This window comes from Aurantiacibacter odishensis (assembly GCF_003605195.1).
GTDB classification, from domain to species: domain Bacteria; phylum Pseudomonadota; class Alphaproteobacteria; order Sphingomonadales; family Sphingomonadaceae; genus Alteraurantiacibacter; species Alteraurantiacibacter odishensis.
Map to the genome: position 1 here is coordinate 1 of NZ_QYOS01000025.1, position 23,614 is coordinate 23,614.

Below are 23,614 nucleotides of genomic sequence, written 5' to 3' on the forward strand. Positions count from 1 at the left end.
CCGTAAGTGATTTCCACGCGGCGGTTCTGCAGTTCGCGCACGCCGTCTGCGGTGGGCACGCGGGGCATGCTTTCGCCGAAGGCTTCGCTGGAGATGCGACCGCCCGGAATGCCGCGACCGGTGAGGTATTCGCGGACCGAGGCGTTACGACGCTCTGCCAGACCCATGTTGTACTCGACCGAGCCGGAGCGGTCGGTGTGGCCGGCCAGCATGATGGCTGCGGTACCGCAATCGCCGTAGGCGGTGATGGCGGAGTTGAGCACGGTTGCTGCTTCCGGAGTGATGGTGGACTCGTCCCAATCGAAGAACACGATGTAGGGGCCCTGCTCGCAGACCGGAGCCGGCGGCGGAGGCGGCGGCGGCGGCGGAGGCGGCGGGGGCGGAGGAGGCGGCGGCGGGGGCGGCGGCGGCGGAGGCGGCGGGGGAGCGTCGTTGCCACCCAGCAGGAACCGCAGGCCCAGCGTACCGGAGTGCTGGTTGAAATCCGTCGTCATCGTGACGGGCAGCACCTGCTCAAACTGATATTCCGGCTCGTCGAAAAAGCCGCGATACTTGTATTCCGCGAACAGCTGCACGTTGTCAGACAGGTTGCCCGACACACCGACGATGCCCTGGTAGGCGAAATCGGAATCATTGTCGTCAACGAGCTGCACGTTGCTTGGGCGGTAGTCGAGGTCGGCTGCCATCACACCTGCACCGACACCGATGTAGGGTTCGATGCCACCCAGCTGGAAGTCGTACAGTGCATTCAGGAAGACGCTGTAGGTCGTCACATCGCCCTGACCGTCGGCCAGAAATGCGCCGATCGACGTGTTGGTAGGCTCACCGCGCAGCAGAGTGCGACCAAGGTCGCTATCATCGAGGGGGGTGCCACCGACAACAAGGCCTCGGTGATAATCGATGTCCATCTTGGCGTAGCTGCCGTCTACTTCCAGGCGGAAGCCATTGTCGAAAGCGTAGCCGAGTTGTGCACCGGCAGTCCAACCGACGCCGACATTCGTCTCGAACTCGTAGTTCGTACCGCCAGGAATGGCAGGAACACCAGCCGCTGGTACAGTTTCGGTGAACTCACCTTCGTTCTGGGCATTCTCATTGGTGACCACGCCACCACTGACACCGATATAGGCCTGCGCGTGGGCGGTTGCCGGAAGGGCAAGCGCGGCCACCGAGGCGCCGATCAATAGCTTCTTCATAGTTGTCCTCATTACGATCAACGAGATACTTCCCGTATCCCCTGGTCAATCGCAGGCTTACACCATTGTTCCGGGGTTGGGAACAAATCGATCAAAGCCCGCAAAACTGTTGCGCAAAATCCACATTAACCAAACCGACGGTTGCGCCCGCCATCGGGAGGCATTTCTAGAAGGCAGAAAGCCCGGTGATCGCGCGCCCCAGAATGAGCGCATGGACATCGTGCGTGCCTTCGTAAGTGTTGACGGTTTCCAGGTTCAGCATGTGACGCATGACCTGATATTCCTCGGAAATTCCGTTGCCTCCGTGCATATCACGCGCAGCCCGCGCGATATCCAGCGCCTTGCCCACATTGTTCCGCTTCACGATGGAAATCATTTCCGGGGCGAAGCGGCCCTCGTCCATCAGGCGGCCGACGCGCAGCGAACCCTGCAGCCCGAGCGCGATCTCGGTCGCCATGTCGGCCAGCTTCAACTGGTAGAGTTGCTTGGAGGCGAGGGGCACGCCGAACTGATGCCGGTCGAGCCCGTACTGGCGCGCCGCGTGGTAGCAGAACTCGGCCGCGCCCATGCTGCCCCAGGAAATACCGTAGCGGGCACGGTTGAGGCAGCCGAACGGGCCCTTGATACCCTCGACGTTCGGCAACAGCGCGTCTGCGGGCAGTTTCACCTCGTCCATCTGGATCATTCCGGTGGTACTGGCGCGCAGCGAAAGCTTGCCCTGTATCTTGGGCGCTTCCAGTCCCTTCATCCCCTTTTCCAGAACGAAGCCGCGCACCTTGTCTCCGTGCGCTTCGCTCTTGGCCCAGACCACGAAGACATCGGCGAAGGGCGAATTGGAAATCCACGTCTTCGCGCCCGAAAGCAAATAGCCGTCGCCATCCTTCTTGGCGTAGGTCCGCATTCCGGCAGGGTCGGAGCCTGCGTCGGGTTCGGTCAGTCCGAAGCAGCCGATCAGTTCACCCGACGCGAGGCCGGGCAAATATTTCGCGTGCTGCTCTGCCGAGCCGTAAGCGTGGATCGGGTACATCACGAGGGAGGACTGCACGCTCGCCATCGAGCGATAGCCGCTGTCCACCCGCTCGATCTCTCGCGCGACGAGGCCGTAGGCGACATAGCTGGCGCCTGCGCCGCCGAATTCTTCCGGAATGGTCACGCCGAGAATCCCGGCCTGACCCATCAGCGGGAACAACTCGCTGGCGTCCGCCTCATTCGCGAAATCGTCGATCACGCGGGTCTGCAGCGTGCCTTGCGCAAAACCGTGAGCGGCGTCGCGCACCATGCGCTCGTCCTCGGTCAGCTGGTCATCGATGTTGAAGGGGTCGGCCCAGTCGAAAGGCACCATATCGGCCATGGCAAATAGTCTCCTTTGAAACCGCCCTACTTAGTCGGGCGGGGCGGGGCAAGGAGGCTTGCGCTCAATGAGACCTTTTGTTCGCTTCGGACATCATCTGGATGAGCTTGTCCGGCGGGCAGGGCTTCGACGCCGTCAGCGCGTTGGGATAACGCTTGGCGATCTCGCATTCCGAGATGTGCCCGGAATGGAAGATGATCGGCACGCCTGCCTCGGTCAGCACGTCGGCCAGAGGGAAAACCTCGCCATCGGCGGTCATCACGTCGAGAATGGCGAAGTCGGGCATTTCCTGATCTATGGCGATGAATGCATGGCCCTTGTTGGCGTAGGGGCCTTCGACACGGTAGCCCATGTCGCGCACGGTCTCGGACAGGTCGAGAGCGATGATCACCTCGTCTTCCACCACCAGAACGGTGGGCTGATCAGTTGCTGCCTGACTTGCCATACACGTACCTTTCTCTCGCGCCCGAACACGGCGCGGCTCTACACTTACGCGGCAAGGGGGCGCGGGTTCCCGCTCAGGACGTGGCGCCGAACTTCGCCTCGTAGGCGGCAAGGTCGCCCGACTGGAGCAACTTTGCCTGTTCTACCCAGCTGTCGCGCCTGATGCGGCCCTGGAACCGGCCCAGTTTAGCGTCGATCCGGTCGATATCGGCATCGGACCAGCCGGCAATCTGCGCGAAGCTGGTCACGCCGTGCTCGGCCAGCAGGGTGACGAGCTTCGGACCGACGCCCTTGATCCGGCGCAGGTCGTCGCCCGCAGCGGTATCGGGCGCCGCGGCAGGGGCGGGGGTTGGCGTCGGGGCAGGTGCGGGTGCGGGGGAGGGCGGCACTTCCTTCATGGCTTCGCGCATGGGAACGCCGTCGCCGGTCTCGGCATCGGTGCCCAATGGCGCGGCCGCGGTGGTATCCGCATTGGCGGCGGCCGAGGTCGGGCCGGGGGACGCATCGCTGCGCGCGGCTTCCACGTCCTGCACGTCGCTGGCGGCGGGGGTGACCGAAGGCTCGGGCGGACCCGTGTCGCGCTGAGCGGCCGGCGGAGCATCGATCAGCGCCTGATTACGTTTGGCACCCTTGCTCTCGCTGTCGTCCTTTTCCTCGATCTCTACCTTGGTGCGGCGGGAGGCGACGAAGATCCACCAGGCGACCAGCAGCCCGATCACCAGTGCGATGACGATCAGGACCCAGTTTGCCTGCAACAATTCAGCCATGTGCATTTCTCCGATAAATCACGTGTCCCGGCCCCAGATGGCCCAGCCGAGGCCCAGCCCGATCGCATAGGCGAACAGCATCAGCACCAGTACTTCCATCCAGATCGGCATGAGGTTCCTTTGCAGCAGGTGGGACGATTCGGGCAAATCGCCCGGTCTTGTTTGCGATTGAAAGCCTAGCGCGGTCCGGGCGTGTCGACCGGGGTGGGAAGCAGCGGCTGGGTGGAAACCACTGCGAATTCGATACGACGGTTGGCAGGGTCGGTCGGTTCCAGCCCCTCCACCGGTTCGGCAGAGCCTTCCCCGTTCACACGTACTTCGTCCGCAGGGATTCCGCGCCGCACCAGCGCCTGCTTCACCGCCTGGGCGCGCTCTCGTGAAAGCATGATGTTGCGTTCCTCCGGGCCGGAGCGGTCGGTATGCCCGCTCACCTCGATCACCGCCCCTAGGCAGGGGCGCAGGGCGCGGGCGACTTCGTCGATCAGCGACTGGCTGCCTGCATCGATCTGGGCCGAGCCTTCCTCGAACCGGATGGTGCGCGCGCGCAGCAGGGCCTGCACGTCTTCCTGGCAGTGGAGCGGGTTGAAGTGCTGCTCCACCATCATGTCGCCATCGGACCAACTGATGCCGCCCACGCCGGGCAGCCGCGCGACGGCGTGGGCAATTTCGTTGCGCGTGGCCTCGTCCAGCCCCTCCGCCCCGGTGAGGACGACGTGGCGGCTGGGAAAGCCGTTGGGCGTTCGGAAATGCGCCTCCACCTGGCCGCCTCCCCCTGCCTCGGCAATGGCATCAGCAGCGGGCGCGGAAATGCGTTCCACCACGGCGGGCGCGTTGGCGCTGCCGATGGTCACGGCAAGGACGAAGCAGGCCAGGAGGCCCAGGCACACGGCGACATAAGGCTTGCGCAGGAATTTCATGCGCAAGCCTTAGCGCGAGTTATCGGCGCGCGTCGAGTGTCTGCGCCAATCCGGCAAGTTGCAGAAATTCCTCGCGCCAGTAGCCATCCTGACGGCCTGCCAGCGAGACGGCCTCGTCATAGCCGAAGCCGTTCAGCAAGCTGTCTCCGCGCAGGTTCTGCCCATAGGCGGCAACGGCTGCGACGAAGGCCATGTCGCCGCGTGCGGGCCGTGCGTTGGCGAGCATTCGGCTGGAGACGGGGCGCTGGATGAGCCGCGAACGATCCTGCCCCGGAAGCTTGTAGCGAAGCTGCACGAAGGCGACCTCTTCGCCCGAGCCGCTCTGGCGCATCACGCTGCGCTGGTTGTCATCGTATCGGCGCGGACCGATCCAGCCCTTGCCGCCCGCAGGGACGATCTCGTACAGCGCCGTGACCTGGTGCCCTGCGCCGATGTCGCCTGCATCCACCGTATCGTTGTTAAAATCCTCTTCGGCGAGGACGCGGTTCTCGTAGCCGATGAGGCGATATTGCGAGACGTGGGCGGGATTGAACTCCACCTGGATCTTCACGTCCTGCGCGATGGTGAAGAGGGTCGACTGCATCTCGTCCGAGAGAACCTTGCGCGCTTCCATCGCGCTGTCGATGTAGGCGTAGTTGCCATTCCCGTGGTCGGCGATCTGCTCCATCATCGCTTCGTTGTAATTGCCCTGGCCGAAGCCCAGCGTGGTGAGGGTGATGCCGCTGTCGCGCTGGTTCTCGATCATCTGGACGAGGCTGTCCTGATCGGAGATGCCGACGTTGAAATCGCCGTCAGTCGCCAGGATCACGCGGTTCACGCCGCCTTCGATGAAGGCCTTGCGCGCCATGTCGTAGGCGAGGCGTAAGCCCGCAGCCCCGGCGGTGGAGCCGCCCGCTTCGAGCCTGTCGAGCGCGCGGCGGATGGCGCGCTCGTCGTTCGTCGGCTCCAGCACCACGCCGGTTGCGCCTGCATAGACCACGATGGAAACCCGGTCCTGCCGCCCAAGTTCGCCGGCGAGCTGGCGCATGGCGGTTTTCACCAGCGGCAGCTTGTCGGCATCGGACATTGAGCCCGAGACATCGAGCAGGAAGACGAGGTTGGCCGCCGGGCGCTGGCTTCGCGGCAGGTCATAGCCGCGCAGGCCCACGCGCAGGATGCGGGTCTCCGGGTTCCACGGCGTGATCGCCATGTCCGTGGTGACGGAGAATGGCTGGCTGCGGCTTTCCGGCGCGGGATAGTCGTAGCGGAAGTAGTTGATCAGCTCTTCTGTCCGCACGGCGGCCTCCGGCGGCATCTGCCCCTGAGAGAGAAAACGGCGGACGTTGGCATAGGCGCCGGTATCGACATCGACCGAGAAAGTGGACACCGGCTCTGCCGCCACCAGCTTCACCGCGCCGATCGCTTCTCCGTCGTAGCGTTCGGTGCTTGTCGGGACGTAGTGGGACATGACCGGGGGCGGGGCCATCGCATATTCGGCATCGGCCATGGCGCGTTCCGCCATCATCGGCTCCTGTACATCGTAGGATGCAAGGTGCTCCGTCTTCTGTGCGCCTTCGTTCTGTGCGCAGGCAACCAGCGTCATCACCATGGCCGTGGCGGTTAGTGCACCTGCCATGCCGGAAATTCGTGCCGTCTTGGTCATAACAACTCTCCCCATCTGGACGTCGCCCGAGACGGACGACCATCGCAAATGGTATGTTACAACATTAATAATGGCTGAATTGCGGCGGAATTAAGGCAGTCGTGCCTTATTCTGCCCCAAGGGTCAAATTCCGTTTTGATTGAGAAGATAGTTGCTAGAGCGGGGGCCTGTCGATCGGAACGTCCTGCGCCGATGCCGGCTTGGGCGTTTTGCTGAACAGCAATCTGTCCTCCGGCCCGAAACCGCGCGTCCAGATAATGAAGCCATATACGGCGAGGATTGCCGGAATACCGAATGCCAGTTCCGCCCATTCGGGCAGCAGGATTGCCACCTGGCCCACCAGCACAGCCGCCGCTGCCGCCCACACCAGTGCCCAGCGCCAGTTGTTGATCGAATGGCCCAAAATCTTGCTCAGCATCACGGCCTTCACGATGGAAGCGATGCCCAGCGACACCATCAATGCACCCGCAGCAGCCGCCGCACGATAGATGTCGGCGCGTTCCGGGCTGGAGAAGGTGAGCGTGTCGATCACCAGCATGGCGGCGACCGTGAGGAGCGCCTGCAAGGCAATCGTGCCTATCGAGACCCACAGGTTCCGCACCCGCGCCATATAGATCAGCGCTGCTTCGGAAACGACCGCAGTCGCCGCCACCACTTCCGCCGCAAGCAGGAAAGCGAGGGCGGCGGTGCCGGGCACGAACTCACCGTCGTCTCCCATCAGGCCCATCAGCGCCTCGCCCGGGATACCCAGCGCCAGCGCGATCCCCGCTTGCGCGGCGACGATCCAGAAACCTACCTGGCATACCTGCTTGGCGATGGCGCCATAGTCCTTCACTTTCAGCTTGGCAGTTATGACGGGGCCGAGAATCGGCTCGAAGCTGGTTTTCAGCTTTTGCGGCAGGCTGGCGACCTGCTGCGCCATCCAGTAGATGCCGAGCGCCACAGGGCCTGCAAACCAGCCGAGAATCAGCAGGTCCACGCGCCGCGTGCCCCATTCGATCGCATCGGTAACGGCCAGCGGCAGCGCGCGTGCCACCATTGGGCCGAGGCGAGCGGGGTTGGGGGACCAGCCTCTGGGCAGGCCATAAGTGCGGAAGAAGGGAACCAGCGCCGTCGCAAGCCCGGCAAAGATCGAGGCAAGATAAGCCAGCGTCAGGCCCGCGTTGCCGATGGCGGGCACGAACCAGAACGCGCCTGCAAGAATGGAAATCGTCCATGGCTCCACCACGGCGCGCGCGCGAACGGTGGTGCCGATGTCGTATTTATAGGCTTGGGCCGCCAGCACGATCTCGGTTAGCGCGTAGCCGGGGATGGCCAGCACGATCCAGCGGTCGAGATCGTTAGACATGCCGTTGGGAAATAGCGGCGTCGGCCAGATGAAGAATAACGCCGCCATGATGCCGGAGAACACCAGCGCCACCAGCATGGAATCGGCGATCAGGCCCGTCTCGTTCTCCTCGCCTTCCGCATCTCGCAGACGCTGCGCAAGGCCGCGTTTTTCGCCGATGGAGCAGACGAGCGCGGTCAGTTCGACCACCAGCAGCGCGTAGGCGTAGATGCCCAATGCCTCTGCGCCGTAGAGCTGCCCAGCGATGAAGAGGAACGGCAGGCGCGCCAGCAGTCGCAGAACGAAACCGAAGAAATTGGTGCGCCCGCCCTTGGCAAGCGCAGCAATATCGCCGCCCGGTTCCTCGGCGGCTTCCACCTTCGCCTTAGAAGTGCTCAAGCGTCGTGCCCTTCGGCCTTCAGCGGACGCGCCAGCAGCGCCTGCACCACGTCACGCGCCGCTTCGCCTCCCAGCAGCGCGTTGACCGCTTCGGTGATCGGCATGGATACGCCGTGCTTTTCGGCAAGGTCGCGCAGCACCGACGCGGTGTGCGCGCCTTCTGCCACCGTGCGCTTGTCGGCCAGCGCTTCGGCGGCGCTCATCCCTTCGCCCAGCGCCTTGCCGAGAGAGAAATTGCGGCTGGAGGTGGAGGAGCAGGTAAGCACGAGGTCGCCAAGCCCGCACAGGCCGTTCAGCGTTTCGGGCTTGCCGCCCAGCGCCACGCCGAAGCGCAGCATCTCTGCAAAGCCGCGCGTGATCAGCGCATTGCGGGCGTTCTGCCCGAGTTGCAGCCCTTCCACCACGCCGCAGGCAATGGCGAGCACGTTCTTCACCGCACCGCCGATCTCCGCGCCGGTCACGTCATCCGAATAGTAGGGCCGGAAATTGGGCCGCGCGATTTGCGGGGAAAGGCGCTCCCACTGCGCATCGCCGCCGCCGCAGGCCAGCGTGACGGCGGCGGGAAGCCCCGCGGCAACCTCGTGCGCGAACGTGGGGCCAGACAGCACGGCAATCTCGGCGCCGGGCGCAGCTTCCTTCGCCACGTCGTTCATCATGCGGCCCGTGCTCTGCTCGATGCCCTTGGAACACAGCACCAGATCGCGGGGGAACGCCTGCATCTTGTCCAGCACGCTGCCAAGGTGCTGCGCGGGCGTGACCATCAGCAAGGTGTCGCACTGCGCCATCACTGCCAGGTCGTTCGTCGCTCGGATCGAGCGCGCAAGTTCCGCTGACGGAAGGAACAGTTCGTTGCGGTGCTGCGCGTTGATGGCATCGGCAAGGCCGTCTTCCAGCGCCCAGAGCAGCAACTCGCGCCCGTCGCTCGCCAGCATCTGGGAAAGGGCTGTCCCCCACGCGCCTGCTCCGACCACACCAATCATGCTTTCACTCCTGCGCCTCTTGCGGGCTCTGCATCGGGATCAAGTGGCCAGCGCGGCCGGGCTTTCAAGTCCAGCGGATCGGCCTCGCTGCCGGTGGCAAGACGCTCCACACCCGCCCAGGCGATCATCGCGGCATTGTCCGTACACAGGGCAAGTGGCGGAGCGGTGAACGGCAGGCCGAATTCGCCAGCCAGCCTTTCCAGACCTTCGCGGATCGTCTGGTTGGCAGCGACGCCGCCTGCCACGACCAGCGCCGTGACGGGAGGCATGGTAGTCAGCGCCCGGCGCGTACGATCGATGATACAATCGAGCGCGGCCTGCTGGAAACTGGCGGCAATGTCGGCATCCGAATGCTCCCCGGCATCGTGCGCGCGCAGCACGGCGCTCTTCAGGCCTGCGAAACTGAAATGCGGTTCCTTGCTGTGGACAAGCGGACGGGGCAGGGGCACGGCCTCGGGATCGCCCTCGCGCGCAAGTTTCTCGACGGCAGGACCGCCGGGATAGCCGAGGCCGAGGATCTTGGCGGTCTTGTCGAACGCCTCACCCAGTGCATCGTCTATGGTAGTGGCAAGGCGCTGGTACTTGCCCACGCCTTCCACCCTAAGGATCTGGCAATGCCCGCCGCTCACCAGCAGCAGGGCATAGGGAAATTCAAGGCGCTCATCGGCAAGGCGGGGTGAGAGCGCGTGGCCTTCGAGGTGATTGATCGCCAGCAGCGGCTTGTTGCTCGCCATGGCCAGCGCCTTTGCGGTGACAAGGCCCACCATGACCCCGCCGATCAGGCCCGGTCCTGCCGTCGCCGCGATCGCGTCGCAATCGTCCAGCGTCTTTCCGGCCTCGGCCAGCACCTTCTCGATCAGCGGGGCGAGCCGCTCTGCATGGGCGCGCGCGGCGATTTCGGGCACTACGCCGCCATAGGGCGAATGCTCGGCCTCCTGGCTGGCGATGGCCTGCGCCAGGATCGCGCGATCACCCGTCACCAGCGCCGCTGCCGTTTCGTCGCAGCTGCTTTCAATCCCGAGAACCAGTGTCATCCCGCTTCCCCTTAGACTTTCGCGCCGCTAGGGCAAGCAAAGGCATGACACAGCAACCACTCCTCAGGCTCGGAACGCGGCGCTCGCCGCTGGCATTGGCACAGGCGGAGGAGGCGCGGGCGCGATTGTGCGCGGCCCACGGCTGGGACAGCAACGCCGTCGAACTGGTGCCGGTGGAAGCCAGCGGCGACAAGGTGCAGGATCGCCCGCTCGCGGAGATCGGCGGCAAGGCTCTGTGGACCAAGGAACTCGACGTGTGGCTGGGCGAAGGCGATATCGATGCCTCGGTCCACTCGCTGAAAGACGTGGAGACGATCCGCCCCGATGCCTTCACGCTCATCGCTATCCTGCCGCGCGCGGACAAGCGGGACCGTCTCATTGGCGCTGCAAGCATCGCCGACCTGCCGAAAGGCGCGGTCATCGGCACCAGCGCCCCGCGCCGGGCGGCACAGGCACTGCACCAGCGGCCCGATTGCCGCGTCGTCACCTTTCGCGGCAATGTCGCCACCCGGCTCGGCAAGCTGGAAGCGGGGGAAGCCGATGCGACTTTCCTCGCTGCCGCCGGGCTCTCGCGGCTGGGGCAGGACGATGTGGGTACCCCGCTCGATCCCGAGGACTGGCTGCCCGCACCCGCACAGGGCGCGATTGCCATCGAGTGCCGAACCGACGACGAGCGCGCACGCGAACTGCTGTCCGTGCTGAATCACGCGCCGAGCCAGGCCGAAGTCATGGCGGAGCGCGCACTGCTGCTGGCGCTGGGCGGCACATGTCATTCGCCCATCGCCGTTCGCTGCACTTACGACGAAGGCCAGTTGTCGATGCGCGCCGCCCTGTTCAGCCCTGCCGGTCAGGAACGCGTGGAGGGAGAGGCGACATTTGCAGCAGGCGATGCCAACGCACCCGCGCGCCTCGCTGCCGAACTGCTCGGCAAGGCGACTTCCGGCATTACCGCCGTGTTCGACGGCCCGCCGGAATGATCGGCGCATGATTTTCGTCATCCGGCCCGAACCCGGCCTGCAATCCACCCTGCAATCCGCCCGCGACATGGGCCTTGCCGCCATTGGGCTGCCCCTGTTCGAAGTCATGCCCCTGCAATGGGATGCGCCTTCGCCAGATGATTTCGACGCCCTGCTGATCGGCAGTGCCAACGCCATGCGCCACGCGGGTAAGGCGCTGGAGAGATACGTCGATCTCCCCGTCCACGCAGTTGGCAACGCGACAGCCGAGGCGGCCAAAGAGGCTGGCTTCACTGTCGAGCGCGTGGGCGAGGGCGGGCTGCAATCCGTCCTCGACGACAATGCCGAGGCAACCCGCTACCTGCGCCTTGGCGGAGTCGAGAAAGTTGCGCTGGAACCCGGCAAGCACGCGATAACCGCCCGCGACGTTTATGAAGTGCGGCCCTTGCCGATCACCGGCAGCGCGCAGGTGGGCTTGCGCACGGGAATGCCATGCGTGCTTGTGCACAGTGCTGCTGCTGCCCGCCACTTCGGCAACGAAATCAACCGCATCGGTCTGGATCGGAACGCCATACATCTCGCCTGCATCGGTCCGCGTGTCGCGGCAGCGGCAGGTGAGGGCTGGGCGGTGGTCGAATCTGCTCCACAACCCAATGACGATGCCCTGTTGGCCTTGGCGCGCGACATGTGCCATTAAGGCAACATCTCCGATAGGACGGGCCGTGCGAAGCCCGCGACGGGGCGCCAAAGGACACGATGGACCAGAGTTACGAATTTCCCGGCGCAGAGGCGCAACGGCGTAGCATTCCCCTGCGACCGGCTCTGATCGGCCTGGCGCTTGCTTTCCTGCTGGGCATCCTCATCACGCTATGGTTGGCGCGCGACGGTGATCTGGGCCTGGGCGGTCTTCTCAACGTGCGCAGTGAAGAACCTTCATCGCCTGCCACGACGGACGATCCCGCGACGCTTGCCGGAGAGGGCGTTACCGCGCCGCAGCCCACACCCAGCGCTTCTGCCAGCGCGCAGGCCGTGGCCGAAGACGCCCGCGAGGCGGTGCAGCGCGTGGAGCAGGTGGTGGAGCAGCAAGGCGGGCTCGACAGCCGGGTTGCCGCGATGGAGCAGCGCCTGACGCGCCTCGATCTCCAGTCGCAGGCCGCCGCTGGCAATGCCGCGCGGGCGGAGGGGCTGCTGATCGCTTTCGCCAGCCGCCGCGCCATCGAACGTGGCGCGCCGCTCGGCTACCTTGCAGACCAGCTTCGCCTGCGCTTTGGCGAGGCGCGGCCCAATGCGGTGCAGACCGTCATCGACGCGGCGCAGGATCCCGTCACGCTGGACCGGCTGGTTGCCCGGCTCGAAGGTCTAGCTCCGATCCTCAACGATGCGCCTGCTGATGAAGGCGTCTTCACCCGCATCGGGCGCGAGTTGTCCTCGCTGTTCGTCGTGCGGCGGGAGAATACGCCGTCGCCTGTGGCGGAGCGTCGGCTGGAGCGTGCGCGCATGTTCCTCGACAGCGGGCGTATCGAGGCCGCCGTGCAGGAAGTGCGCAGCCTGCCTAACGCCGTGGAGGCCGAGGGGTGGATTGCCGATGCGGAACGCTTCGCGGCAGCCCAACGCGCGCTGGAAACGTTGGAGACCGCAGCCGTGCTGGACCCGCGCGGCCTGCGAGACAGCGAGGGTGAGACGGTGCAGCAGTTGAGCCCGGTGCTGCCGGGACGTGCGGGTGTGAACTAACCTTTCAGAAGCTCGGGCAGGTCGCCGCTCATGCCGCGGGCCTCGTCCATGAACCAGTCCTTCAGCACCGGCGTGCGCTGAACGCCTGCCATGCCGAAGCGGCGCACGGCGCTCGCCAGCTTGCCGGGTATGCCAAACAGGCGGGTGAGGGTGTCGGTTGCGCCCATCACCATCAGCGAGTCCATCGCCCGCCACTTCTCGTACTTCGCCAGCATCTGCGCGTCGCCCGGCTCCAGGCCGAGGCGCATGCCTTCCGCCAGCACATCGACCAGTGCGCCGACATCGCGCAGGCCGAGGTTGAGGCCCTGGCCGGCAATCGGGTGCATCCCGTGCGCCGCATCGCCCACCAGTGCTAGGCGATGGTCGATGATCTTTGCGGTATGCTGGAAACCGAGCGGGTAGGAAGACCGCTGGCCGACCACCTCGATCTCGCCGAAGATGCCGTGCATCCGCTTGGCGATCTCGTGCTTGAACGCCCGCTCGCCCAGCGCCAGCACGCCCTTCGCGTCCTTCTCGTCCACGGTCCAGACCAGCGCAGAGCGGTGGCGACCCTGATCGTCGTCCAGCAGTGGCAGCAGGGCGAAGGGGCCGTCGGGGTAGAAGATTTCCCAGGCGACGCCGTCGTGCGGCTTCTCGTGCGTCAGCCCGATGATGATCGCGCGGTGGCTGTAATCCCACTGCGCCATGGTGAAGCCCGCTTCCTCGCGCGTTGGCGATCCGCGGCCCTCGGCTGCGCACATCAGGCTGGCTTCCAGCACGGTGCCGTCTTCCAGCGTGGCGGAAACGCCATGTTCGCCGCGCTGGCGATCGACGACATTGGCTTTCGAGTGCCAGGCAATAAGCGGTTCGTCCTTCGCCGCCTCGAACAGCGACAGGCGCAGCTGGCGATTGGGGAACATGCGGCCCAGCGTGCCTTCGTGCGGCTCCGGCTGGAAATCGATGCGGCCCGGCTTCATCCCGTCGGTAACGGCGATGGAGGCGATGGGGCAGCCGTAAGGCTCCAGCGCGTCGGCGATGCCGATGTTGGTGAACAGGTTCCAGCTTGCCGTGGAAATGGCCGAAGCGCGCCCGTCGAAGCCTTCCGCGGTCAGTTCGGCCGGGTCCGCCCGGTCGACCACGTGGCTGGAAATGCCCTTCTTCGCGGCTGCCAGGGCCAGCGTCATGCCGACAAGGCCGCCGCCGAGGATGAGGAGATCGCGCCTTGGATTCAACTTGTCGCTCATGCCTTCCGTCACTAGTTGTCGCGCACTATGCAGGCAAGCACGCCGTCCCCCTCCATGGCCTTTTTCCGGTATCTCGCCAGTCTCTGCGCCCTGATCGGCGCGCTGGTGGCGCTGCCGGTGTCGGCGCAAGACTGCCCGCGCGGTCCGGACTTGATGGACCGGGGCAGCGCGCGGCTGGTGGCGGGTGAGGCAATCGCGCCGGGTGAAGGCGGCCAGCTCGCGCTCGATTTCCTGCCGAACGAGGGCTGGCACGGCTACTGGCGCAATCCGGGCGATGCCGGGCAGGGCATGTGCATCGACTGGGACCTGCCCGAAGGCTGGCAGGCGGGCGAGCCGCTTTATCCCGTGCCGCAGACCTACATCACGCAAGGCCTGATGAACCACATTTACGAGGGCGAGCACGCTGTGCTGCTACCAGTGACGGTGCCCGAAGGGACTGCGCCGGGCGCCTACCAGGTCGGTCTCTATGCCGACTGGCTGACGTGCAGCGATACCTTGTGCGTGCCGCAGCGGGCGAGCCTTTCGGCAACGGTGCAGATAGGCGAAGGCGGCGCGGCGAATCCTCGCTTTGCCGACTGGAGCGCCGCGATCCCGCCGCTGATCGATTCCACGGCCCGGTTCGAGCTGACGGGCAGTTCGCTGCGTATCGCGATCCCGCTTCCTGCCAGCCTCGAGGTCGGCGATCCGCATGTCTTCATCGAACAGCGGGATGTCGTCGCCTACGCCGAGGCGCAGACCTTCTATCGCGATGGCGACATGCTGGTGGCGGAGATGCCGCGCGGCGGCCTGCGGGCGGAACCGAGGGAATTGCGCGGACTGCTGGCGTTCAGCGACGAAGGCGAGGGCGTCCAGTTCGAAGCGGTGCCGGGGGACGTGCCCACCGGCGGCACGCCTATCGGGCCGGGAGGCGTTGAGACCCCTCTTGCCTTGCTGCTGGGCGGCGCGCTGCTGGGCGGAATGCTGCTCAACCTGATGCCCTGCGTCTTTCCTATCCTCAGCCTGAAGGCTCTGACGCTGGCGCGCGCTGGGGGCGAGGAGCGACAGGCGAAGATTGAGGGGCTGGCCTACACCGCGGGCGTAGTGATCGCCTGCCTTGCGCTGGGCGGCCTGATGCTGGTGCTGCGCGCGGGCGGGGCGCAGATCGGCTGGGCGTTCCAGTTGCAGGAGCCGCTGGTGGTGGCCGCGCTGTTGCTGGTGGCAACGCTGATTACCGCCAATTTCCTTGGCCTGTTCGAGATACCCAGCTTGCCGATCCGTTCACGCGGAGAGGGCGGGGCCTTCGCCACCGGCCTGCTCGCCGCCGTGGTGGCGACACCTTGTACCGGGCCGTTCATGGCGGCCGCACTCGGCGCTGCGCTGCTGCTGCCCGCGCCGCAGGCCCTGCTGCTGTTCGCGGCTCTGGGCCTGGGGCTGGCGCTGCCCTTCCTGCTCTTGGGCTTCGTGCCAGCGCTGCGCCGTATGTTGCCCAAACCGGGCGCATGGATGCTGACGTTCCGCCGCGTGCTGGCCGTGCCCATGGGGCTTACCGCACTGGCGCTGGTGTGGCTCGCCTTCCGACTGGGCGGCACAAGTTTCGCCTTTGCCGCGCTGGCACTCGCCATCCTGCCGGTCGTCGCGCTTACGGCGCGGCGCAACGGCAACCTGCTGGTTTCGCTCATCGCGGTTATCGCGGCCCTGTATTTCGCGGTATCCTTGCCTTTCCGGGTGGAGGAGCAGGTTGCCAGCAGCGAAAGCGTGCTGGAACCTGTCGCCTATTCCGAGGCCGCCCTGGCCGAAGCGCGGGCATCGGGCGCGCCTGTCTTCCTCTGGTTCACCGCCGACTGGTGCCTCACCTGCAAGGTGAACGAACAGGTCGCCATCGAACGCGAAGCCACGCGCGAGGCGTTCGAGGACGCGGGCGTTGTCGCCATGCGCGGAGACTGGACGCGGCGCGACCCGGAGATTACGCGATACCTTGAACAATGGGGTGCAGCGGGCGTGCCGCTGTATGTGTGGTATCCGGCAGGCGGCGAGGGCGAGCAACTGCCGCAGGTGCTGACCCCTGCCATGCTTGCCGACCTTGCCGAAGCGGACTAGCCTTCTTCCCTGTTCTCTTCGTCTGGTTCGCCCTGAACGGCGTCCGGCCTTCCACCGGCGCGGCACCATTCCAGGAACTCGCCGGTAATCCGGCCACCGCCCATTTCCAGCATCCCGCGTCCCGGCAGGGTGGCGGTAATGTCCCGCGTGCCCGAAAACACGTCCAATTGCGGATCGTCGGCCGGTAGCCGCCCCTCCCAGTGCCATTCCCCATCGGCAAGTTTGGCATCGACGAGGAACCGGCTGGACATACCGTTGCCCAGTACCGGGAACAGCGCGCTCTGTCCCGGCCAGGCGCGGGCGTGGCGAATGATGACGAATTCGGGCGGCGCGGCGTCGACGTCGCAGGCAAGCGTCAGGAAGGGCGGCTCGCCCATGTTACCGAACCGGATTGCCTGCCCGTCCTCGGATACGGTCCAGCCAGCACGGTTGGTATCTGGTGAGGGTTCCGCCATGGCGGCGCGCTGGCCGGTGTCCTGCAGTTCCACGCGCTGAACGCTGCCCTGCTGAAGCGGGGCGGGCTTGTCGCAGGCCGATAGGGCGAGGGGTATCAGGACGAGGGTGGCAGCGCGGTGCATGTTCGCGCGCTACTCCGCTGGCCGGGCGTGAGGCAAGCGGATCAACGCATTGGACTGGGGATCAGATTACTTCTTCCCGAACTTGCGCTGCGTCTTGCCGTAACGCAGCTTGCGCGTGCCCGGCTTGCCTTCGTTGCTGCGACCGACGACGGGGGCCTTCTTCTCGGCATCGCCAAGACCAAGCTCGTCGTTTTCGAGGCGGCGGATCTCGTCGCGCAGGCGGCCTGCTTCCTCGAATTCCAGATCGGCGGCGGCGTTGCGCATGCGCTTTTCCAGGTCCTCGATATAGGCGCGCAGGTTATGGCCGACGAGATTGTTGACCTCGTCATCGCCAGTGTCGACGGTGACGCCATCGGCGGCTGCGGAATGCGCGACGATATCGGCGATCTGGCGCTTGATCGTCTGCGGCGTGATGCCGTGTTCCTCGTTGTATTCGCGCTGCTTCTCGCGCCGGCGCTCGGTCTCCGCCATGGCGCGTTCCATGCTGCCGGTAATGCGATCGGCATAGAGGATGACGCGGCCATCCACGTTACGCGCGGCGCGGCCGATGGTCTGGATCAGCGAGGTTTCGGAGCGCAGGAACCCTTCCTTGTCAGCATCCAGAATGGCGACGAGCCCGCACTCGGGAATGTCCAGTCCCTCGCGCAGCAGGTTGATACCGATGAGCACGTCGTAAACCCCAAGGCGCAGGTCGCGTATCAGTTCGATGCGCTCAAGCGTTTCCACGTCGGAGTGCATGTAGCGCACGCGCACGCCCTGTTCGTGCATGAACTCGGTCAGGTCCTCTGCCATCCGCTTGGTCAGCGTGGTGACAAGGGTGCGGTAGCCCTTCTGCGCGGTGGCCTTGGCCTCCGCGATGCAATCCTGCACCTGGTCTTCCACCGGCTTGATCTCCACCGGCGGGTCGATCAGGCCGGTGGGGCGGATCACCTGTTCGGCAAAGACGCCGCCCGTCTGCTCCAGCTCCCACGGCCCCGGCGTGGCGGAAACGGCCACGGTCTGCGGGCGCATCGCGTCCCATTCGTTGAAGCGCAGCGGGCGGTTGTCGATGCACGAAGGCAGGCGGAAGCCGTATTCGGCCAGGGTCAGCTTGCGGCGATGGTCCCCCTTGGCCATCGCGCCGATCTGCGGGATGGTCTGGTGAGACTCGTCCACGAACAGCAGCGCGTTTTCGGGCAGATATTCGAACAGCGTTGGCGGCGGTTCGCCGGGCAAGCGTCCGGTCAGGAAACGGCTGTAGTTCTCGATGCCGTTGCAGCTGCCGGTGGCGGCGATCATTTCCAGGTCGAAATTGGTGCGCTGTTCCAGCCGCTGGGCTTCCAGCAGGCGTCCTTCGGCGTGCAGCTCCTTCAGGCGTTCCTCAAGCTCGAACTTGATGGCGGCGGAGGCCTGCTTCATCGTCGGGCCGGGGGTGACGTAGTGGCTGTTGGCATAGACGCGCACCTTGCCAAGATTCTCGCCCTTCTTCCCCGTCAGCGGATCAAATTCCGCGATATCCTCGATCTCGTCTCCGAAGAAGCTGACGCGCCAGGCTGTGTCCTCGAGGTGGCTTGGAAAGATCTCCAGGTTGTCCCCCCGCACGCGGAAGCAGCCGCGCGCAAAGGCCGTGTCGTTGCGCTTGTATTGCAACGCGACGAGCTTGCGGATCAGCTCGCGCTGGTCGACGCTTTCGCCCGTCTTGATGTCGAAGATCATCGCCGAATAGGTCTCGACGGAGCCGATACCATAGAGGCACGACACGGAGGCCACGATCAGCACGTCGTCCCGCTCCAGCAGGGCACGGGTGGCGGAGTGGCGCATCCGGTCGATCGCCTCGTTCACCGAGCTTTCTTTTTCGATATAGGTGTCCGACCGGGGGACGTAGGCCTCAGGCTGGTAGTAGTCGTAGTAGCTGACGAAATACTCGACCGCGTTTTCCGGAAAGAAGCTCTTGAACTCGCCGTATAGCTGCGCCGCCAGGATCTTGTTTGGCGCCAGCACCAGGGCGGGGCGCTGCAATTGTTCGACCACCTTGGCCATAGTGAAGGTCTTGCCCGAGCCGGTTACGCCCAGCAGCACCTGCGTCTGCTCGTCGTCCTTCGCCGCCGCCACCAGTTCGGCAATCGCCGTGGGCTGGTCGCCCGCCGGTTCGTAGTCCGAAACCAGCTTGAAGGGTTTCTGCGCTTCCGCCTTTTCGGGGCGGGCGGGCTTGTGCGGGGTGAATTCGCCGGTGGTGTCGGGCTCTTCCAGTCCGCGGCGGATAACGAGTTCGGCCATGGCGGGGGATATGGGTGACGGGGAACGGATTGGCAACGTGGCTTTGTGTATTGCCTTGGCCAAGCGCGTTGGCAGGTAGGTTCATAACCGTTACACCCATTGTCCGAAGAAACAGGGCAGCACCATTTGCGGCCCGCCACGAAAGGGAATTTTCATGCGCCTTATCCATACCCTGCCGCTGATTGCCGGCCTTGCCCTTGCCGCTTGCGGCGATTCCGGCACGGTGGAGGATCCCGCCAATAATCCCGAGGGCGTGGCAAACGCGATGGCCAACCTGCCCAAGCCCGAAGCGGGCGAATACCAGACGACCGGCGAACTGGTGGAATTCGAAGTGCCCGGCATGGCCGAGGACGAGATCGAGATGGCGCGCACCTTCATGGCCGCCATGTTCACCGAGCCGCAGAGCCAGTGCATCACTGCCGAGCAGGCCGAGGAAGGCTATGAAGGCATGATCGGCGACATGGGGCAGGACAACGAGGCCTGCGAGATGACCGCTTTCAACGCCACTTCCGACGGCTTTAACGCCACGATGAACTGCGACGACGGGCAGGGCAACGTCGGCTCCATGACCTATGAAGGGCAAGTGACGAGCACCAGCATGGATGCCACCATGACGGTCGATGGCAACGATCCGAACATGGGCTCGATGCGCATGGTCGTGCGGATGCAGACAGAGCGCGTGGGGGAATGCGCGGCATAAGCCGGGCGCACGCGGATCACGGGGGCTGCCTGACCTGAAATGGGACGGCGGCCCCTTTCCCGCCCTGCCGCAATTGGCAGTTGGCGGGGGCATTGATATTCCCGGCCCCGATGACGGCGGTCTTTCCTGCCGCGAATTTGCTGGGGAATACAATGCGTCCGATCCATATCTTACCGCTGTTTGCCGCCGTCCTGCTGGCTGCCTGCGGCAACGATCCTGACGAGGACCTGTCGGGCGAAGCGCTGTCGATGGACGAAGTCATCGCCGAGGGGCAGGATAACGGGATCATGCCGCGGCCGGGCGAGTATTCCATCAGGTCCGAGCTCGTCTCGATCGAAATGGAGAACGGCCAGGTCACGGATATGGCGGCACTCGAAGCTGCCTTCCGCGAAGGCGCGGCCGAACAGGGCAATTTCTGCGTGACAGAGGCGATGGACCGCGAGGCCTGGATTTCGGCCATGCAGGATAACAGCTGCACGCTGTCGAGCCTGAACGCGGAGGGCGAGAGCATCGATCTTGTCATGACGTGCGAGGCCGAGGATGGCCCGCAGGGGCGCATCACCATGACCGGCACTGCCGGGCAGACATCGTCCGAAATGGAAATGGCGTTCGCACAGCCGATCCCCGGCGTTGGCGACGCCAACATCGTGATAAACGTGGCGACGGAGCGCACGGGCGATTGCAGCTGAGCAATCGCATGCTCCGCGGAGAAGAACCGCGTGAAATTTCCTTCAGGCCCGCTATGTCCATCGGGAGCAAGCGGGATGAAAGATGATTGCGGATGAAAAGCTGGAAAATTCCGGGCGCCGGGGGCCGCTGCAATGGCTTGGCGACCTGCGCGATGCCGCGCGCTTCCGCCTGCAACTGCTGAAGGGGCAGGCTCCGCCCGACGCGCACAGGCCGCCCTGGAAACTTTTCGCCGCCGAACTGGGCCATGCCATCGCGCCGGTCACGCGGCTGCTGAAGCCGAAGCTGCCGATCGAGAAGGCGGAGAACCCGCGCATCGTCATCCTCTTTCCCGGCTTTGCCGCCAATCCCGGCTCCATGCGCTACATGGCGCGCGAGCTTGAGCGGGCAGGGCACAAGGCAAAGCGCTGGGGGCTTGGCACAAACTTCGGGCCGACGCCGGAGAACTTCGCCCTGCTGGCGGACCGGGTCCGCGCCGTGCACGATCGCTATGGGCAAAAGGTGGTGCTGATCGGCTGGAGCCTTGGCGGCGTGTTCGCGCGCGAAGTGGCCAAGGTTCACCCGGACTGCGTGGACAAGGTCATTACCATGGGCACCCCGTTCAGCCACACCCCCTATTCCAACAACCTGTGGCGGGTGTACCAGTTCACTGCCGGGCACCCGGTCGAGGAGTTGCCGATCGAGGCGGAACTGGCGGTGAAACCGCCCGTCGAGACCGTGGCGTTCTGGTCCCCTCGAGACGGCGCGATTTCCCGTCGCGCAGCGTGTGGCCAGCCGGGGGAGCGGGACCGGGCCGTGGCCCTGCGCTGTTCGCACATGGGGTTTTGCGACTCCCGCGAAGTGATCCTCGCGCTCATTGAGGAACTGAAGCGCTAATCAGGCTTTGATTATTGAGACAATCTGGCGCATGCTGCATGTGCGAAGAAGCTGACTCCAGCATAGCGAGGGGACCTGCGTGACCGCGTCCGACCAGGACAAATTCGACGAAATGCACATGCCCGACGGCAGCGTGCGCGAGGCCTATCAGGGCTACAACGATTGGCTGGAGCAGCAGGATCAGGGCTGGATGCGCCGCAAGGCGTTCGAAGCGGAGAGCTTCTTCCGCAAGACCGGCATCACTTTCAACGTGTACGGAGAGGACGATGCCGAGGAACGGCTGATCCCCTTCGACCAGGTGCCGCGTATCATCACCGGTGGCGAATGGCGCAAGCTGTCACGGGGTATCGAGCAACGGGTGAGGGCCTTGAATGCCTTCATGCACGATCTCTACCATCGCCAGGAAATCATCCGGTCAGGCCGCCTTCCGGAACGCCTGTTCCGCGACAACGCCGCGTGGCTGCCGCAGATGGTCGGCTTCACGCCGCCGGGCGGGGTCTACACCCATATCGTCGGCATCGACCTTGTCCGCACCGGGCCTGACGAGTTCATGGTGCTGGAAGACAATGCCCGCACGCCCAGCGGCGTCTCCTACATGCTGGAGAACCGCGAGACGATGATGGCGATGTTCCCGGAGTTGTTCAGCAAGGTGAAGGTCTGCGACGTCTCCGACTATCCGCGCAAGCTGGCCAAGAGCCTTGCTGCCTGCGCGCCCGAAGGCGTGGAAGGCAATCCCAGCATCGCCGTGCTGACGCCGGGCATCTACAATTCCGCCTATTACGAACATGCTTTCCTGGCAGACCAGATGGGGGCCGAACTTGTGGAAGGCAGCGACCTGCGCGTGATTGACGGCAAGGTGCACATGCGCACGACCGTCGGTTTCAAGCCGGTCGACGTGATCTATCGCCGCGTGGACGACGAATTCCTCGATCCGCTCACGTTCAATCCCTCCAGCGTGCTGGGCGTGCCCGGCATCATGGACGTGTACCGGGCGGGCAATGTCACCATCGCCAATGCGCCGGGCACCGGTGTGGCGGACGACAAGGCGATCTATTCGTTCATGCCTGAGATCGTCGAGTTCTACACTGGCGAGAAGCCGCTGTTGCCGAACGTGGAAACATTCCGCTGCGCCGATCCCGACGCGCTGAAATACGTGCTCGACAACCTTGCCGAACTGGTGGTGAAGGAAGTCCACGGCTCGGGCGGCTACGGGATGCTGATAGGCCCGACCGCCTCCAGGAAGGAAATCGCCGAGTTCCGCCACAAGCTGGAAGCGCGGCCTGAGAATTACATCGCTCAGCCGACGCTCTCGCTTTCGACCTGTCCGATCTTCACCAAGAAGGGCCTCGCGCCGCGCCACGTGGACCTGCGGCCTTTCGTGCTGTGTTCGCCGGAAGGCGTCACCATCACGCCGGGCGGGCTTACCCGCGTTGCACTGAAGAAGGGCTCGCTGGTGGTCAATTCCAGCCAGGGCGGCGGAACCAAGGACAGCTGGGTGCTGGACGACTGATGCGGATCGGAGAAAACCAACAATGCTAGGCCGCGTCGCCCACGGAATTTTCTGGATGTACCGCTATCTCGAGCGGGCCGAGAACACCGCTCGCCTGCTGGCGGCGGGGCAGCGCATGGCGCTCACTCGCGGTGACGAGATGGCCGACCAGGAATGGAAGTCCATCCTCACCACGCTGGGCCTGCGCCAGGCTTACGAGGAGCATTACGACGACTACGACGGCGCGCACGTGTGCGACTTCGTCCTGCGCTCGAAGCACAATTCCGAGAGCGTGCTCTCGATGATGGAGCGCGCACGCACCAATGCGCGAGCATGCCGCTCTGCGATCACGGCGGAGGTGTGGGAAGCGATCAACGAAGGCTGGATGACCCTGCGCGACCTGCTGTCGCGCCCCGTCCGCAATTCCAATCTCAATATGTCACTGGGCGCGATACGGCGCGAAAGCACGCTGGCGCGCGGGGCCTCTCATGGCTCCATGCTGCGCAACGAGACCTATTCTTTCGCCCGGCTCGGGACCTTCCTGGAGCGGGCGGACAACACCGCGCGTATCCTCGACGTGAAGTACTACCTGCTGCTGCCCTCGCTGTCCTACGTTGGCACCCCGCTCGATACCGGGCAGTGGGACAACGTGCTGCGCGCACTGGCGGCGGAGCGCGCCTATCGCTGGCTGAATGCCGGGCGGATGGACGCACGCTCCATCGCCGATTTCCTGATCCTTGATGAGCGTTTCCCGCGCAGCCTCGCCTTCTGCTACACTGCCATGCGCGGCAATCTGGGAGAACTGGCCAAGCTGCACGGCGCGGAAGGCAAGTCCCACGAAACCATGCGCGAGGCCGACTTCCGCCTCACCGGCAAGACGGTGGAGGACATCTTCGACCAGGGACTGCACCAGTTCCTGCTGGAATTCATCGCCGGCAACCAGGCGCTGGCCGGCGCCATTGCCGAAGACTATCGCTTCGTCTCCTGA

General features: G+C 65.0%; 21 protein-coding genes. 9 read left to right on the forward strand and 12 right to left on the reverse strand.

Annotated features, from left to right (window positions below):
- The 9 genes from D4Q51_RS11810 to tsaD all read right to left on the reverse strand — a co-directional run.
- Nucleotides 1–1,193: OmpA family protein (locus tag D4Q51_RS11810; RefSeq protein WP_162925309.1), on the reverse strand; the 1,193-nt coding region annotated here is incomplete at its 3' end.
- A gap of 166 nt (nucleotides 1,194–1,359) precedes the next feature.
- On the reverse strand, nucleotides 1,360–2,544 hold the full coding sequence (locus D4Q51_RS11815; protein ID WP_205689494.1) for an acyl-CoA dehydrogenase: 1,185 nt from the start codon (nucleotides 2,542–2,544) through the stop codon (nucleotides 1,360–1,362).
- Between the two features lie 64 nt (nucleotides 2,545–2,608).
- On the reverse strand, nucleotides 2,609–2,989 hold the full coding sequence (locus D4Q51_RS11820) for a response regulator (RefSeq protein ID WP_240624702.1): 381 nt from the start codon (nucleotides 2,987–2,989) through the stop codon (nucleotides 2,609–2,611).
- Nucleotides 2,990–3,062: 73 nt separating this feature from the next.
- A complete protein-coding gene (locus tag D4Q51_RS11825; protein WP_120077988.1) occupies nucleotides 3,063–3,755 on the reverse strand; it encodes a hypothetical protein in 693 nt (230 codons plus the stop codon).
- A 176-nt stretch (nucleotides 3,756–3,931) separates the two neighbouring features.
- Nucleotides 3,932–4,672 carry an OmpA family protein gene (locus D4Q51_RS11830; RefSeq protein WP_162925310.1) on the reverse strand — a complete coding sequence of 247 codons (741 nt, stop codon included), beginning with the start codon at nucleotides 4,670–4,672 and terminating at the stop codon, nucleotides 3,932–3,934.
- A gap of 19 nt (nucleotides 4,673–4,691) precedes the next feature.
- Complete coding sequence (locus D4Q51_RS11835) at nucleotides 4,692–6,314, reverse strand: vWA domain-containing protein (RefSeq protein ID WP_240624703.1); 1,623 nt, start codon at nucleotides 6,312–6,314, stop codon at nucleotides 4,692–4,694.
- 154 nt (nucleotides 6,315–6,468) lie between these two features.
- Nucleotides 6,469–8,040: a lipopolysaccharide biosynthesis protein gene (locus D4Q51_RS11840; protein ID WP_240624704.1), complete on the reverse strand. Its 1,572-nt coding sequence runs from the start codon at nucleotides 8,038–8,040 to the stop codon at nucleotides 6,469–6,471.
- Nucleotides 8,037–9,020, reverse strand: a complete 984-nt coding sequence (locus D4Q51_RS11845; RefSeq protein WP_120077991.1) for an NAD(P)H-dependent glycerol-3-phosphate dehydrogenase — start codon at nucleotides 9,018–9,020, stop codon at nucleotides 8,037–8,039. The genes D4Q51_RS11840 and D4Q51_RS11845 overlap by 4 nt, the downstream gene beginning before the upstream one ends.
- Nucleotides 9,017–10,054, reverse strand: coding sequence for a tRNA (adenosine(37)-N6)-threonylcarbamoyltransferase complex transferase subunit TsaD (tsaD, locus tag D4Q51_RS11850; protein ID WP_120077992.1), 1,038 nt, complete (start codon nucleotides 10,052–10,054; stop codon nucleotides 9,017–9,019). Before tsaD ends, D4Q51_RS11845 begins: the two co-directional genes overlap by 4 nt.
- Nucleotides 10,055–10,098: 44 nt before the next feature.
- Between tsaD and hemC the strand changes: the two genes are divergently transcribed.
- From hemC to D4Q51_RS11865, 3 genes are read left to right on the forward strand one after another with little or no spacing between them, the layout of a single operon-like run.
- On the forward strand, nucleotides 10,099–11,031 hold the full coding sequence (gene hemC / locus D4Q51_RS11855; protein ID WP_120077993.1) for a hydroxymethylbilane synthase: 933 nt from the start codon (nucleotides 10,099–10,101) through the stop codon (nucleotides 11,029–11,031).
- A 7-nt stretch (nucleotides 11,032–11,038) separates the two neighbouring features.
- A complete protein-coding gene (locus D4Q51_RS11860; protein ID WP_120077994.1) occupies nucleotides 11,039–11,707 on the forward strand; it encodes a uroporphyrinogen-III synthase in 669 nt (222 codons plus the stop codon).
- A gap of 59 nt (nucleotides 11,708–11,766) precedes the next feature.
- Nucleotides 11,767–12,741: an MICOS complex subunit MIC60 gene (locus tag D4Q51_RS11865; RefSeq protein ID WP_240624705.1), complete on the forward strand. Its 975-nt coding sequence runs from the start codon at nucleotides 11,767–11,769 to the stop codon at nucleotides 12,739–12,741.
- On the opposite strand, the gene D4Q51_RS11870 is transcribed toward D4Q51_RS11865, so the two are convergent.
- On the reverse strand, nucleotides 12,738–13,964 hold the full coding sequence (locus D4Q51_RS11870) for an FAD-dependent monooxygenase (protein WP_120077995.1): 1,227 nt from the start codon (nucleotides 13,962–13,964) through the stop codon (nucleotides 12,738–12,740). The two genes, D4Q51_RS11865 and D4Q51_RS11870, sit on opposite strands and share 4 nt — an antisense overlap.
- Before the next feature lie 54 nt (nucleotides 13,965–14,018).
- Between D4Q51_RS11870 and D4Q51_RS11875 the strand changes: the two genes are divergently transcribed.
- Nucleotides 14,019–16,040, forward strand: coding sequence for a protein-disulfide reductase DsbD family protein (locus D4Q51_RS11875; protein ID WP_120077996.1), 2,022 nt, complete (start codon nucleotides 14,019–14,021; stop codon nucleotides 16,038–16,040).
- On the opposite strand, the gene D4Q51_RS11880 is transcribed toward D4Q51_RS11875, so the two are convergent.
- Nucleotides 16,037–16,618, reverse strand: a complete 582-nt coding sequence (locus D4Q51_RS11880; RefSeq protein WP_120077997.1) for a hypothetical protein — start codon at nucleotides 16,616–16,618, stop codon at nucleotides 16,037–16,039. The two genes, D4Q51_RS11875 and D4Q51_RS11880, sit on opposite strands and share 4 nt — an antisense overlap.
- Before the next feature lie 66 nt (nucleotides 16,619–16,684).
- Nucleotides 16,685–18,874, reverse strand: coding sequence for an excinuclease ABC subunit UvrB (gene uvrB, locus D4Q51_RS11885; protein WP_120077998.1), 2,190 nt, complete (start codon nucleotides 18,872–18,874; stop codon nucleotides 16,685–16,687).
- Between the two features lie 154 nt (nucleotides 18,875–19,028).
- Between uvrB and D4Q51_RS11890 the strand changes: the two genes are divergently transcribed.
- The 5 genes from D4Q51_RS11890 (at nucleotide 19,029) to D4Q51_RS11910 (ending at nucleotide 23,614) form a co-directional block, all read left to right on the forward strand.
- Entirely contained in the window at nucleotides 19,029–19,574 is a 546-nt protein-coding gene (locus D4Q51_RS11890) for a DUF3617 domain-containing protein (RefSeq protein ID WP_120077999.1), read from the forward strand.
- 152 nt (nucleotides 19,575–19,726) lie between these two features.
- A complete protein-coding gene (locus D4Q51_RS11895; protein WP_162925311.1) occupies nucleotides 19,727–20,263 on the forward strand; it encodes a DUF3617 domain-containing protein in 537 nt (178 codons plus the stop codon).
- A gap of 82 nt (nucleotides 20,264–20,345) precedes the next feature.
- A complete protein-coding gene (locus tag D4Q51_RS11900) occupies nucleotides 20,346–21,137 on the forward strand; it encodes an esterase/lipase family protein (RefSeq protein WP_120078001.1) in 792 nt (263 codons plus the stop codon).
- Nucleotides 21,138–21,249: 112 nt separating this feature from the next.
- On the forward strand, nucleotides 21,250–22,647 hold the full coding sequence (locus D4Q51_RS11905; protein WP_205689513.1) for a circularly permuted type 2 ATP-grasp protein: 1,398 nt from the start codon (nucleotides 21,250–21,252) through the stop codon (nucleotides 22,645–22,647).
- Nucleotides 22,648–22,669: 22 nt separating this feature from the next.
- On the forward strand, nucleotides 22,670–23,614 hold the full coding sequence (locus tag D4Q51_RS11910; protein ID WP_120078003.1) for an alpha-E domain-containing protein: 945 nt from the start codon (nucleotides 22,670–22,672) through the stop codon (nucleotides 23,612–23,614).